This window comes from Roseibium aggregatum IAM 12614 (genome assembly GCF_000168975.1).
Taxonomy (GTDB): Bacteria; Pseudomonadota; Alphaproteobacteria; order Rhizobiales; family Stappiaceae; genus Roseibium; species Roseibium aggregatum.
The window spans coordinates 490,683-504,148 of sequence record NZ_AAUW01000001.1 but is presented as its reverse complement, the minus strand read 5'-3'; the positions used below and the strand labels follow the sequence as shown (position 1 = coordinate 504,148).

Annotated in this window: 14 protein-coding genes; 6 read left to right on the top strand and 8 right to left on the bottom strand. The window is 58.4% G+C overall.

The window, feature by feature from the left end; genetic code table 11:
* The first annotated feature begins 30 nt into the window (after positions 1 to 30).
* On the top strand, positions 31 to 648 hold the full coding sequence (locus tag SIAM614_RS02330) for an LOG family protein (protein ID WP_006931752.1): 618 nt from the start codon (positions 31 to 33) through the stop codon (positions 646 to 648).
* A gap of 125 nt (positions 649 to 773) precedes the next feature.
* The gene (locus SIAM614_RS02325) at positions 774 to 2,027 is read left to right on the top strand and encodes a GGDEF domain-containing response regulator (RefSeq protein ID WP_006931750.1); all 1,254 of its coding nucleotides are present in this window, start codon (positions 774 to 776) and stop codon (positions 2,025 to 2,027) included.
* Positions 2,028 to 2,069: 42 nt separating this feature from the next.
* On the opposite strand, the gene rarD is transcribed toward SIAM614_RS02325, so the two are convergent.
* The 6 genes from rarD to cysS all read right to left on the bottom strand — a co-directional run bounded on the left by rarD (position 2,070) and on the right by cysS (position 7,729).
* Positions 2,070 to 2,993 (bottom strand): EamA family transporter RarD, encoded by a 924-nt coding sequence (gene rarD, locus SIAM614_RS02320; protein WP_006931748.1) that lies wholly within the window; start codon positions 2,991 to 2,993, stop codon positions 2,070 to 2,072.
* Positions 2,994 to 3,033: 40 nt separating this feature from the next.
* A complete protein-coding gene (cimA, locus tag SIAM614_RS02315; RefSeq protein WP_006931747.1) occupies positions 3,034 to 4,629 on the bottom strand; it encodes a citramalate synthase in 1,596 nt (531 codons plus the stop codon).
* Positions 4,630 to 4,660: 31 nt separating this feature from the next.
* Positions 4,661 to 5,158 carry a GFA family protein gene (locus tag SIAM614_RS02310; RefSeq protein ID WP_157139626.1) on the bottom strand — a complete coding sequence of 166 codons (498 nt, stop codon included), beginning with the start codon at positions 5,156 to 5,158 and terminating at the stop codon, positions 4,661 to 4,663.
* Positions 5,155 to 5,649, bottom strand: coding sequence for a GFA family protein (locus SIAM614_RS02305; protein WP_006931745.1), 495 nt, complete (start codon positions 5,647 to 5,649; stop codon positions 5,155 to 5,157). The genes SIAM614_RS02310 and SIAM614_RS02305 overlap by 4 nt, the downstream gene beginning before the upstream one ends.
* Positions 5,649 to 6,017 carry an endonuclease domain-containing protein gene (locus SIAM614_RS02300; RefSeq protein WP_006931744.1) on the bottom strand — a complete coding sequence of 123 codons (369 nt, stop codon included), beginning with the start codon at positions 6,015 to 6,017 and terminating at the stop codon, positions 5,649 to 5,651. Before SIAM614_RS02300 ends, SIAM614_RS02305 begins: the two co-directional genes overlap by 1 nt.
* Before the next feature lie 296 nt (positions 6,018 to 6,313).
* Positions 6,314 to 7,729 carry a cysteine--tRNA ligase gene (gene cysS / locus SIAM614_RS02295; RefSeq protein ID WP_006931743.1) on the bottom strand — a complete coding sequence of 472 codons (1,416 nt, stop codon included), beginning with the start codon at positions 7,727 to 7,729 and terminating at the stop codon, positions 6,314 to 6,316.
* 444 nt (positions 7,730 to 8,173) lie between these two features.
* Here cysS and SIAM614_RS02290 point away from each other — a divergent pair, with 444 nt between their 5' ends.
* The 3 genes from SIAM614_RS02290 to SIAM614_RS02280 all read left to right on the top strand — a co-directional run bounded on the left by SIAM614_RS02290 (position 8,174) and on the right by SIAM614_RS02280 (position 10,622).
* Positions 8,174 to 9,781, top strand: a complete 1,608-nt coding sequence (locus tag SIAM614_RS02290) for a L,D-transpeptidase family protein (protein WP_006931742.1) — start codon at positions 8,174 to 8,176, stop codon at positions 9,779 to 9,781.
* 139 nt (positions 9,782 to 9,920) lie between these two features.
* Entirely contained in the window at positions 9,921 to 10,109 is a 189-nt protein-coding gene (locus SIAM614_RS02285; RefSeq protein ID WP_006931740.1) for a hypothetical protein, read from the top strand.
* A gap of 171 nt (positions 10,110 to 10,280) precedes the next feature.
* Positions 10,281 to 10,622, top strand: coding sequence for an ArsR/SmtB family transcription factor (locus SIAM614_RS02280; RefSeq protein ID WP_040438805.1), 342 nt, complete (start codon positions 10,281 to 10,283; stop codon positions 10,620 to 10,622).
* 32 nt (positions 10,623 to 10,654) lie between these two features.
* Here SIAM614_RS02280 and SIAM614_RS02275 read toward each other — a convergent pair whose 3' ends face one another.
* Both SIAM614_RS02275 and SIAM614_RS02270 read right to left on the bottom strand, forming a co-directional pair.
* Entirely contained in the window at positions 10,655 to 11,170 is a 516-nt protein-coding gene (locus tag SIAM614_RS02275) for a CreA family protein (protein WP_006931735.1), read from the bottom strand.
* Positions 11,171 to 11,305: 135 nt separating this feature from the next.
* Positions 11,306 to 12,562 (bottom strand): MBL fold metallo-hydrolase, encoded by a 1,257-nt coding sequence (locus SIAM614_RS02270; RefSeq protein WP_157139624.1) that lies wholly within the window; start codon positions 12,560 to 12,562, stop codon positions 11,306 to 11,308.
* Between the two features lie 370 nt (positions 12,563 to 12,932).
* Here SIAM614_RS02270 and SIAM614_RS02265 point away from each other — a divergent pair, with 370 nt between their 5' ends.
* Positions 12,933 to 13,433, top strand: coding sequence for a MarR family winged helix-turn-helix transcriptional regulator (locus SIAM614_RS02265; RefSeq protein WP_006931731.1), 501 nt, complete (start codon positions 12,933 to 12,935; stop codon positions 13,431 to 13,433).
* Positions 13,434 to 13,466: the final 33 nt, after the last annotated feature.

Below are 13,466 nucleotides of genomic sequence, written 5' to 3'. Positions count from 1 at the left end.
TTGCCGCTCTGAATGCCACATCTTTGCGTCATGAATACGGTTTCTCAAAATCAGCTTACAAGCGTCTGTGTTTACTGCGGGTCCAGCTTTGGTTCCGACCCGGCACACGAAGCATCCGCCACCCGTCTGGGACAGCTTATCGCCGAGGCTGGTCTTCGACTTGTCTATGGCGGCGGCTCTGTCGGCCTGATGGGAACAGTTGCGAACGCCGCCCTGGAAGCCGGCGGAAAGGTGACGGGAATCATTCCGCGCTTCCTGGAAAAACGCGAGGTGATGCTGGACACGCTGGAAGACCTGGTCATCACGCAGGACATGCATGAGCGCAAGCATCTGATGTTCGAGAAATCCGACGCCTTTATCGCTTTGCCCGGCGGCATCGGCACGCTGGAAGAAGTCGTTGAAATGATGACCTGGGCGCAGTTGGGCCAGCACCGCAAGCCGGTGGCACTTGCCAATATCAACGGCTTCTGGTCACCGCTGCTGGAACTTCTGGATCATATGCGGGCGCAGGGATACATCCGCCCGGACACGGAAGTTCCCTATCTTGTTGCCCGGTCCGTAGACGATGTCGTGCCCATGCTGCGCCGGGCCCTCAACGGCGAACCCCTTCCTACCGAAGAAGCCTGCGCAACGGTAACCGATCTCTAAAGGTCTACCCTGTATAGACTATCGCAAGACTTTCCCGCGACTGTGACTGTCGGACCCGGTTCGAGTTACTGTCCTCGAAGTTGAATGGGACCGTTGTGTAAGACGCTGGCGAAACAGGCTACTCAATGCAAACTACCCTTCTTGTTGAAGATGCAGCGTTTTTCGAGAAGGCAATCGTCAAGAAACTGCATGAGGTCGGCCGCCACCAGATCATGGTTGCGCGAAGCTATGAAGAAGCTGAAAACTGCCTCAATCTGCCCATTGGCGAACCCGATCTCGCTCTTGTCGATCTGACCCTGCCGGACGCACCGGATGGGGAAATCGTCGATCTGTGCGAAAAGTGGAACATTCCCACCATCGTTTTCACCAGCCGGTTCGACCCGAAGACCCGCAGCAAGTTTCTGGAAAAGGGCGTCATCGACTATGTCCTGAAGGACTCGCCCGGCAGCTTGAACTATGTCGCGGACCTGATCCGGAAACTGGCCCAGAACCCCAAGATCGGCATTCTTGTGCTGGACGATTCAGCCGTCGAACGGGAGATGATTTCCCAGATCGTCGGCAAGCATCTTTACAAGATCTATCAGGCAGGCTCCACCGACGAAGCTCTGGAAACCCTGAAGCAGCACAAGGACATCAAACTGGTTCTGGCGGATTATTTCATGCCGGAAAAGGACGGCTTTGCCTTTCTGAAGGCGGTGCGCAGAGTGCACGACCCGGAAAAGGTCGGCGTTATCGGCATGTCGTCCTACGCAAATCCGGACAACCGGGTCCGGTTCTTGAAATACGGCGCAGCGGACTTCGTCGACAAGAACTGCCCACCGGAAGAACTGCTGCTGAGGGTGTCGCAGAACCTCGATTACATCTACCGGATCGAAGAACTCAACAACATGGCGATGCGGGACGCTCTTACGGGGCTCTACAACCGCCGCTACCTGCTGGAACAGGCCACCAGGTCGATTGCGACCTGGCCGGCTTCGGAAGGGCGCGCGCACTGGATTGCCCTGATGGACCTCGACTCCTTCAAGGCCATCAACGATTCACTCGGACACGATTTCGGCGATGCGGTTCTGGTCAATTTCGCCCGGCACATGATGAAGCTCGCCAAGGAAGGCGACATCGTCTCGCGGCTCGGCGGCGACGAATTCTGCATCGTCTTTAGGGACAAGGAGGAGACAGAGGTCATCGAAGGGCTGCAAAACCTTCTGGACTCCATTCAGGCGTCCCCTGTCCGGCAGGACGGTGACGAACACCTGATGAAGACCAGCATCGGAGTCGCGCGGCTGGAGGCCGGTAAGTTCGGCGATGCCCTGAAGACCGCCGACCATAGACTTTATGGCGCTAAACGCAGCGGGCGCGGGCAGTTGGTCTACACTGACTAGGCACGCGCTCCGCTTAACCTGACGCTTCTGGCAACATGACCCTTAGCGCGAAACACGCTGGTTCAGCCGGTAACGGCGCCAACTGTCGTAGGAAAACACCGCCAGGGCAGCCCAGATCATGCCGAACGTCATCAGCTTGGTCGTGTCCAGCGGCTCACCCCAGATGTAGACGGCCATCAGAAAGTGCATGGACGGAGCCATATATTGCATCAGCCCCAGCATGAAGAGAGGCAGACGCCTGGCAGCGGATGAAAAGCAGATCAGCGGCAAAGCCGTGACAATGCCCGTTCCCACAAGGGCAAGCAGCACCGGCGGATCGTTCAGCACCAATGCATCGTCACCCCAGCTCAGGCTCAAGAGCATGTAGCCGGCAGCAAGCGGAAACAGGACGATGGTCTCCACAAAGAGCCCCGGCGTGGCCTTCACCGGCACGACCTTGCGCACGTAGCCATAGCCGGCAAAGGAAAACGCCAACACCAGCGATACCCAGGGAAGTCCGCCTGCCAGGATCGCCTGCAGCACGACGGCAAGGGCGGCAACGCCAACGGCGATGCCCTGCCAGGTCGTCAGTTTTTCCCGCAGCACGAACAGGCCGACCAGAATGCTGACCAGCGGGTTGATGAAGTATCCGAGCGAAATATCCAGCACATGATTTTCAGCGATGGCCCAGACGAAGGTCAGCCAGTTGACGGCAATCAATGTGGCCGACACCGTCAGCCCCATCAGCACCTTCGGCTGGCGGAAAACATCCACCACTTCCTGCCAGCGGCCGCGCGCATAAAGAAACAGGCCGACAAACAGCACCGACCAGAGAATGCGATGCGACACCACCAGGTCTGCCGGCACGGTTTCGGTCAGCTTGTAGTAGGCCGGAAGAAAGCCCCACATGCCGTATGCCGCCAGGCCGAACAGGAGGCCGTGACGGAATTCGGTGCTCGCTTCGGTGCTGGTCACCGTCTGCGACATGGCATTGCCTTTCTGACGCCTGAAAACGCGTGGACCAGGATCAGGCCACGTTGGCTTTCATCAGCGCGAATGTGATGGAGTCGACCAGGGCCTGGAAAGAGGCGTCGACGATGTTGGAGGACACCCCAATCGTAAACCAGCGCCGGTGCGTGACAGTGTCCTGGCTTTCGATCAGAACGCGTGTGACCGCGCCCGTGCCACCGTTGAGGATGCGCACCTTATAATCGATCAGTTCCAGACCGTCGATGGCCGACTGATACTTGCCCAGATCCTTTCGCAGAGCCATGTCGAGGGCGTTGACGGGGCCGTTGCCCTCGGAGACCGACATCCGGGTCTCGCCATCGACATCGACCTTGACCACGGCTTCCGAAACGGTGACCAGATCGCCGATTGCATTGAACCGGCGCTCCACCATCACGCGGAAGGATTCGACCGCGAAGTAACGCGGCACTTCGCCCAGTTCCCGACGGGCGAGCAGCTCGAACGAGGCGTCGGCAGCTTCATAGGCGTAGCCTTCGGCTTCCCGTTCCTTGACCTTGGCCAGCAGCAGGTCGAGACGCGGGTCGGCCTTGTCGACCTCGATGCCGACACGGGCCAGTTCGCCCAGAAGATTGCTTTTTCCAGCCTGGTCGGACACCAGAACCCGGCGCTGGTTGCCGACGCTTTCCGGTGTCACATGTTCATAGGTCTGCGGATCCTTCAGGATTGCCGAGGCATGAATGCCCGCTTTGGTGGCAAAGGCGGTTTCGCCCACGTAGGGCGCTTGCCGGTCCGGAGATCGGTTGAGGATTTCGTCGAACGCATGGGAGATCGCGGTGATCTCCTTCAACTGCGCATCGCTGACACCAATCTCGAACCGGTCAGCGTATGACGATTTCAGTTTGAGCGTCGGGATCAGGGTAATCAGGTTGGCGTTGCCGCAGCGCTCGCCAAGGCCGTTCAAGGTCCCCTGAATCTGGCGCACACCCGCTTCCACCGCTGCCAGCGAATTGGCGACCGCATGGCCGGTATCGTCATGAGTATGGATGCCAAGATGCGTTCCGGGAACGACCTCCTGAACCTTGGTGACGATGTCGAAGATCTCGTCAGGCAGCGTGCCGCCGTTGGTGTCGCACAGCACGATCCAGCGAGCTCCGGCATGATAGGCGGTGCGAGCGCAATCGAGGGCGTACGCCGGATTGGCCTTGAAACCGTCAAAGAAGTGTTCGCAATCGATCATCGCTTCCTTGCCGGCATCAACCGCCGCGGTAACGGTCTCGAAGATCGAATCCAGATTTTCCTCGTTGCTGCAGCCAAGCGCGACCCGCACATGATAGTCCCAGGCCTTGGCCACGAAGCAGCAGGCATCGGCGCTGGCGGACAGCACTTCCTGAAGCCCCGGATCGTTGGCGGCCGATCGGCCCGCGCGCTTGGTCATGCCGAAGGCGGTGAAAGTGGCTTTCCGCGTCCGCTTCTGGCTGAAGAACTCGCTGTCGGTCGGATTGGCGCCCGGGTAACCGCCTTCAATGTAGTCGACGCCAAGACGCTCCAGCAGTTCAGCGACCACAACCTTCTCGTTGACGGAGAAGTCGACCCCGCTGGTCTGGGCGCCGTCCCGCAGCGTCGTGTCGAAAAGAAAAAGCCGTTCCTTGGTCATATCCGTATCCTGAGCAGCGTCGGGCTGTCTTTTATTCGTTGTCGTTGGCCCCGGTGCGAACCGGTGGCCAGGTGTCTGTGTCGTGGTCGGGGTGCTGGAAAGAAACCAGCGACGCCAGAAAGGGGGCCGCCTCCATATCGTCTTCCGTCACCCGTTCGGGAATTTGCCCCATGCGATCGGTGTAAGGCAGCTTCGCCTCGACCCCGAACTGAATGCCTGGCGGGATCTGCGAGGGATCATCGAAACTTCCGATGGCCAAGGCGATGCCGTCCGGCGCTTCATAGGTCAGCGGCGTGCCGCACTCTGCACAAAAGCCCCGTGAGGCATGATTGGAACTTTGAAAATGCTTCAGCGACCCGCGTGTCCAGACAAGCCTGGAGGCTGCAGGCACGCTGACCAGCGGTGCGTAAAAGCTGCCGAAGGCTTTCTGGCACATGCGGCAGTGGCAAATGGAAGCCTCGCCCAAAGGCCCTTCAACCTTGAACCGCAAGGCCCCGCACTGACAGCCGCCAGAATGGATCTCCGTCATGCGCCCCTCACCTCCCATTGATCCGTGTCGTGATCCGGATGCTGATTGTTGGTTGACGAGACATCATCGATCCCGCCTGGCAAGTCATCCCGGTTGGACAGTGTTTCACTCAGTTCGAAAAGATGCCCGTAGAACGGCACGCGGCCCTCGACACCGGACTGTTCGACAGGCGTGACCGCAACCACGTCGTCCAGGCTGCCATGGGTAAAGGCAATGTGGTCGTCGCCAACCGTATCGAAAGCCAGCGGCGTGCCGCAGGTTCCGCAGAAACCGCGGCGTACGGGTCTGGATGAGTGGAACCAGGCGGGCTCACCGCGCGTCCACACGAAGTCTTTCTTCGCAGCACCGATCAACGGCAGAAAGAAGTTCCCTGATGCCTTCTGGCACATGCGGCAATGGCACAGGTGAGGATGGCCGACCTCCCCCGTCACCTTGTAGCGCACCGCGCCGCACTGGCAACCGCCGCTCAGCTTTTGAACATCGCCTGCCATCAGAAGTTCTCCTTGCCACAAGCGTTCAGGATCTTGCGGCAGACGCCGTCGAGATCCTGCATGACCTCCGCATTCCAGAAGCGCAAGGTCGTCCAGCCGAGAGCCCGAAACTTGCGGTCGCGCGCGATGTCACGCACCTGGCCCTGCAGTTCTGCGTGCTGGGATCCGTCCAGTTCCATGATCAAGCGATGAGCAGGTGCCGCGAAATCGACAATGACCCCTTCGATCGGCATCTGCCTGCGAAAGGAAATCCCTTCCAGCCGATGTGCCCGGATCACATGCCAAAGCTTCTTTTCAGCGTCCGTCATTTGCGAACGCAGGCGTTTGGCGTTGGATCTGAGTTGCTTGGAAACAGACTGGTGCGGCATGTAGCGACCTCCTTGCCGAGACCGATACTCTGCATATGTCGCAAGGGTTGCATACCCCCCTCTGTCCCTTGCAGGGACATCTCCCCCGCAAAGGGGGAGAGAGGTATTTGCGGCGCCTCGGAGCCAAACAGTGATATCCTGACCCAGTCCAACCTTCAGCGGTTTTCCCGTCCAAGCCTTGGAGCGTGGAGTACCAGAGTAAAGCCGGGCGGCATACGCCCCTCTCCCCCCTTGCGGGGGAGATGTCCGCGCTAGTGGACAGAGGGGGGTATCCCGTCTTTCCGCCTGGCACCGTCTCACCGTTTGACTTCCCAGGTTGTCACGCGGGCACCGGTTTCTGAGTCTTTTGAATCCTTTAGAAGAATTCCCTGAGACGTCAGATCATCTCGGATCGCGTCGGCTTCCGCCCAGTTCTTGGCATTGAGCGCTTCCAGGCGTTTTTCGATGGCTGCCTGAATGGCCGCCTCATCAACGCCGGACAGATCCGCCTTGACCGGGTGAACACCGAGGAGCGCGGCGGAGGCAGAGTAAACGGTCAGCTTGGCGGGATCCTTGGACGCCTCGACGGCAAGCGCGTGGAGTGCCTGGATCGCACCTGCGGTGTTCAGGTCGTCCAGAAGGGCGTCCAGCACTTCGGCGGCGGGCGCCGCATCCGTTTCGACAGGGTCCGGCCAGCGGGCCAGTAGATTTTCCGCTTCTTCCAGCTTGCGCTTCGAGAAGTCGATCGGCTCGCGGTAGTTTGTCATCAGCATGGCAAGACGCAGCACTTCGCCCGGCCACTTTCGGCCGCCGAAGCTGTCGGTTTCCAGAAGCTCCTGGATGGTGAAGAAGTTGCCCTCGGACTTTGACATCTTCCGGCCTTCCACCTGCAGGAAGCCGTTATGCATCCAGTAGTTGGCCATGACCTTGGTGCCATGCGCGCAGCGGGACTGGGCGATTTCGTTTTCGTGGTGCGGGAAGATCAGATCCAGCCCGCCGCCATGAATATCGAAAACCTCGCCGAGATGCTGCGCACTCATGACCGAGCACTCGATGTGCCAGCCGGGACGTCCCCTGCCCCAAGGGCTGTCCCAGCCGGGCTCCTCGTCGGAAGACAGTTTCCAGAGCACAAAGTCTCCTGGGTTCTTCTTGTGCGCGTCCACCGCAATGCGGGCCCCGGCAAGCTGCTCATCCAGCTTGCGTTTTGACAGGCCGCCGTAGTCGGGCATGGACTGCGTATCGAACAGCACTTCGCCGCCGGCCTGATAGGCGTGGCCCTTCTCGATCAGCGCCGCGATCATCTCGACCATGCCGCCGATGTGCTGTGTTGCGCGCGGCTCGATGCTCGGCTCCAGAACGCCAAGAGACCTGATGTCCTTGTGGAACTGGTCCGCCGTCTTTTGTGTCACCCGGGCAATGGCTTCATTGAGCGGCAAATCGGGGAAATCGCGCAGGGCCCGTGCGTTGATCTTGTCGTCAACGTCGGTGATGTTGCGCGCATAGGTAACGTGGTCCGCACCGTAAAGATGTCGCAGAAGCCGGAAGAGCACGTCGAAGACGATGACCGGTCGCGCATTGCCGATATGGGCAAAGTCATAGACCGTCGGTCCGCAGACGTAGAGACGCACATTCCCGTCATCGATCGCCCTGAAGTCCTCTTTCTGGCGCGTCAATGTGTTGGTGAGCTTCAAGCCCTTGAAAGTGCCGGATGTCTCTGTCTCAGCGGCGCTCATGTCAAACGGTCTCCTGGCCGGCTGGCCGGGCGGTCCGTCTCAAAGGAAATTTTGCCAAGAGGGAACGGCCACAGCCAGCGGTGTCGCTAGCTGCAAATAATGGTGATCGAAATGATGTTCCGTGTGGCCGTCATCATGGTGCGCTTTATGGACCGGAAAACAGAACCCGGTCAAGGCTGCTGTTGCCGTCGGAACGCCAATTTGTCTGCGTTGTGCCCCAGGTGCGTCACTGCGTGAGAAGATTTTCGAGAACGGCGCACACTCTCCTGGGAACGGAAAGAAACGTGATCGATTTTACAAGAACAAGGTAGCTGAACAGAGTTCAATTACGTGCAAGATGCACTAGACTTTGCCGGCTGGGAATCAGAGGGGGTATTTCCGATGGGAATGATTTGCACGTGCCGTAATAGATATTTCGGTCTTCTTTTTGCGCTGACTGCGTTTTTGTCAGGACCACTTGCAGCACCTACCAGCCAGGCCCAGACCGAGGCTCCGTCGGGCAGTGAGACGCAAGTCTCCCCGCCCGCTGCGTTCAAGGACCCGCAGACCCCGATTGCCAAGGCCATCCAGGCGCATATGTCGTCGGAAGTGCCCGAAGGCCTGGCACTTTACTATGGCGAACGCGCATTTGCGCCCGTCTGGTTCAATGAAAATGGCCTGACGGAAGACGCTCACCTGGCCATTGCCGCAATGGCGGCAGCAAACGACCACGCGCTAAACCCCAACAATTATGATCCCCTCGGCTTCATCAAGCGCTCGGAAACCGCCCAAAGTGAAGCAGAATGGGCCCAGTTCGATCTGGACCTTTCCGTTCAGTTCCTGCGCTATGCGACCCACCTTTCCTCCGGCCGCGTCCAGCCCAACAAGGTCAACAAGGCCCTGAACCTGTTTCCGGACAGGCCAGATCCCCAAACACTGTTTGAAAACGCCGAGCAGGCCGTGGATTTCGGAGCGTTTCTGGAGAGCCTTGCACCGCAGACCGACAATTACGCCCGCCTGAAGCGGCGTCTCGCCCAATACCGGGAAAAGGCAGCAGCCGGTGGCTTTGCGCAGGTGCCGGAAGGCGAAGTTCTGAAACCGGGCATGAGCGATCCGCGCCTGACCGTTCTGCGAACCCGGTTGGCCGAAGAAGATATCCCAGGTGCAGCCGACCATACCGGCGACATCTATGACGGCGCCCTGGTGGAAGCCGTCAAGCTGTTTCAGGAATATCATGGCCTTGAGACCGATGGCGTCATCGGCAAGGACACGATTGCCCAGCTCAACATCCCCATTCAGGAAAAGCTCATCCAGATGGAGCTCAACATGGAGCGGCGGCGCTGGATGCCGGACGATCCGGGGCAGTTCTATGTGTTCGTCAATCTGGCAGACCAGAACCTGAAAGTGGTGCGAGACGGCAAGACCATACACACGGCCAGGGTCGTCGTGGGCAAGCCCTACCATGCGACGCCGGTATTTTCAGACCGGTTGGAATATGTCGAGATCAACCCCTATTGGAACGTGCCTTATTCCATTGCCACCAAGGAATACCTTCCGAAACTGAAACAGAACCCGACAGCGCTTAATGGAAAGAGCATCCGGGTATTTCAGGAAGGCAATGAAGTCGCGCCGACACAGGTTGCCTGGAACAGCTATTCAGGCGGCAACTTCCCGTTCCGCCTGCGCCAGGACCCGGGTGCGGACAATGCGCTCGGCCGCATCAAGTTCATGTTCCCCAATCGTTTCAACATCTACATTCACGACACGCCTTCCAAGTCCCTGTTCGCCAGAGCAGAGCGTGCGTTCAGTCACGGCTGCATTCGCGTCTCGGATCCTTTCGCCCTGGCAGATGTTCTCCTGGTCGATTCCGACGCAACACCTGGCCACTGGGAAGCCATCCGCGACGGCGGCGAACGCACCGTCGTCAAGCCAAAGGTCGAGATCGACGTTCATCTGACGTATCTGACTGCGTGGATGAACAAAGACGGGTCGACCCATTTCAGAAAAGACATCTACAACCGTGACAAGGTGCTTCTGGAAGCACTGCGCACGGCGATGACGCAGAACCTCTGATGGATTAACTCATTGTTATAATTGATTTTTATTTCCGTTTACGTATCTGAACGTTAGCTGAATATGGCACTCAGCATGGGTTCAAGCCGGCCCGACTAATCTCCAGTCAATCGATACGGATTGCCATCTGGAGTTACCCATGCTGAACCGCCTCTTCGTCCTCATGTTCCTCGCCCTCATCCTGGGTGGCCCGTTTGCGGCCATCATCGCAATTACCGACGGTACCAAGGCTTTTGGCCAGGAAGCCCAGCAAAAAGGCATGTGCCTGACTACCGGCACGGGCTGTGGCAACGGAAATATCATTGTCACGGTGGCCAGTCGGATATAAAAGCGCGTTCGCGAGCATTGCAGGGACCGGTAAAAGTTGCTCAGGAACTGAGCACACCTTTAAAGTTGAGACACCGCGAAAACAGTGGGAAACTTGCCCGCGACCATTCACGCAGAGGAAGTCCCAGCCTCTTTGCTTGCAGTTTACTCCGATGTTTGGCAAGGTCTTCCGATGGACTACAAAGCACTAGAAGATAAAGCACAATCTGCGGCTGATTTCTTAAAGATGATGGCATCCGCTCCGCGATTGCTGTTGATGTGTCTTGTCCTCGACAACGAACGCAGCGTTGGCGAGCTGGCCGAAAAGACCGGCATGCGCATGCCTACCGTTTCGCAACAGCTTGCGCTTCTGCGTGCGCAGGGGCTCGTCACCACCCGTCGTGAAGGCACGACAATTTATTACCAGCTCGCCAGCGAACCGGTTCGGGACATCATGTCAGTGCTGTACAAGAACTTTTGCGCGGATGCCGAGCTGCCTGGCCCGAAACAACTGGAAACGCTGGACGCGGACTGATCCGCGCCCCACGAGCCATTTGGTCTGCAGCCTCAGTCCTTCAAAAAGTCAGCGCATTTTGGCGGCGGCTGATCTCCCCATGGCATCAACGGTACGGTTGAGGTCGAGTTTTTCGGGCTACCCTCAATCAGCTTGTCGGAATAGACAAGATAAACAAGAACATTCCGCTTGGCATCACAGCCTCGGACGATGCGCATCTTCTTGAAAACGAACGAACGGCGCTGGCGGAACATTTCCTCGCCCTGCTCGAAGTCTTCCTTGATCGTGATCGGCCCTACCTGACGGCAGGCCAGCGAGACGTCCGATACTTCTTCCGCAACACCCAGCCACCCGGAAACACCGCCCTTCTCCGGAACCGTGAAGTGGCAGGCGACACCTTCAACGATCGGGTCGTCTATCGCGTAGGTCGCCAGCTTGTGGTCGGGCGTGAGGAACTTCCAAACGGTCGACTTCTTGAAGATCAGATCAGGTTCGTCTGCCGCGAGGGCAGCGCCGACGCCTTGCAGCAGCAAAGAAGCGCCAAGAGCGGCAGCAACCAGAAAACGCATTAGAAATCCTCCAGATTTTCGACCGCTCAACATGTGGGGTTCACGAAAGCGCGATCAAGCGTCGATCCCAAAACAAAACGCGCGCCCGGATGGCGCGCGTCTCACGAATTTTCTCAACCGGTTTTGAAAGCGCTGTTAGCGGGCGTCTTCCAGAACCTTGTCGGCAGAAGACTTGTCCGACGACGCAGTTTCATCAGCGTCTGACGGCTTGTCATCTTCAACGATGTCCTCCGCCGCAAGTTCCATGTCTTTGCCGTCAGTCGCAAGTTCGTCTTCAGAGCCGAGCGCAAGCGAGGCGGCAAAATCACTGTCTGACACGAGATCGGACGCCTTGGCGTCGCTGGTGGCAACAGGCGCTTCAGCGTCTGCCTCCTGTGACGGAGCCTCGGTCACCGCAGCCTCTTCTGCGGACTGGCCTGTTGCGGCCTCAGACGTGGCTGAGGTCCCGTCCAGAGCGTCATAAAGATCGGCGATCCGTTCCCGCGTCCATACCTGCGGCTGGTCGAGGCCAAGCGCCTCGTCGTAAGCCCGTGCGACGCTGATGGGCAGATGGAACTCGAAATCTGTCTTCGATCCGAAGCGGCCCGCCAATGCGTCGCGTACCGCCTGAAAAGTGTCCTTCAGTCCAAGGCTCTGTTCAACACATGCAGCGGCCGCATCCCGAAGGGTGACGACAAAATCGCGGGTTGTTTCAACAGCGGTTGCAACGGCCTGTGCACCGATGGCAGACTTTCCACGGCCCGGCATCAGTGCGGTCGGGCGGAAGGCCCTGATACGGTCGAGTGCACGGGGCCAGTCGGCCAGGTGCGCGTCACCGCAATAGGGAACAGCGGATTTCTGCACCAGGTCACCGGCGAAGATCACGCCACTCTGCGGAACCCAGACCACCAGATCGCCCATCGTATGAGCCCGGCCCAGATGCATCAGCCGAACGTCCAGCCCGCCAAGGTCGATGGTCATCGACGAGGCTATGGTCATGGAGGGCATGCTTACGCCGGTGTTTCCGGGCAGATCAGCAAACAGCGCGGCATCCCGCTGCCGCGCCAGGCGGATCTCTTCGACGCCGCGCGTTTCCATCATTCGCTTGGTCAGATCGGACGCAATGACTTCTCCCGGCTCAAAGGCCAGAGCGCCAAGTGTGTTGTCTGCATGGAAGTGGGTCAGAACAATTTGTTTGACGGGCTTGTCCGTAAGTTCGCGAACCTTCTGCAGCACCTTTTCCGCAAGAGCGGGTGTCGCCTGCGCATCGACAATCAGAACGCCGTTGTCGCCGATGACAACACCGGTGTTTGAGCAGCCGTCCGCGCTATAGGCATAACAGCCGCGTCCAAGCTCCTCGAACCGTTCGTTATCGCCCGGAACGGCTTCGGACCTGTTTGTCATCTCTACCATAGCGGTCTCGCTTTCCTGTCAGATGTCTGACTGCCTGTATCGGCCTGCGCCATTTTTGCCGCGCTTTTTCCTGTTGACTGAAGCGTCTCAGTTTCAGTGTCTGATTCGCAATTTTTCACTCGCCAATTCCTTAACTATTCCTTCTTTATCAACAGATAGGTCAGCTCATTCGCCTTATTTTGACTGCACCTGAGTAAGCTCTCCGTCGGGCTTGCTTTCAATCCTGCTACTTTTTCGTAGCTGGCCGGGGAGTCTTTCCAGGGTTCTTCAGTCGGATATACTTGCTAGTCACAGAAAATGGCCGGATAACGGCATTGTTCATCTGCCTGTTCCATCAGGCACAACGAAGCTCCAAGGCGTCGACTTATTCATGTGCGATCAGCAAGGGTCCAAATCCGCTGCCTCCCCCGGCAAGGTACCTTCCAAACCTGTCCTGAAGCTGGGCGCCTTTCTGCCTTACAGGCTCAACCATCTGGCGGAGACCGTCAGCAGATCCTTTTCCCGGATCTATGCCGACACATATGGCATCGGCATTGCCGAATGGCGTGTCCTGGCAACCCTCGGCGAATGCAAGGCCATGACCGCGCGGGACATCAGCCAGGCAACCTCCATGCACAAGACCAAGGTTAGCCGGGCAGTCGCGGCGCTGGAAAAACGCGACCTTCTGCTGCGTGACAAGAACAGGGAGGACCAACGGGAACAGAGCTTGAGTCTGTCGGAAAAAGGCAACGCCATGTACGAGGAAATCGTCCCCCAGGCGCTCGCCTACTCCAAAAACCTGGAAGACGCGCTGACGGATGACCAGAAAGCTGTGCTGGACGAGATTTTCGAACGTCTTCACGAAGCTGCCCGATCCGGGGAAACCCCCTGAAACTTTCCCTGGTTCCGCCGTTTTGCCATTAAC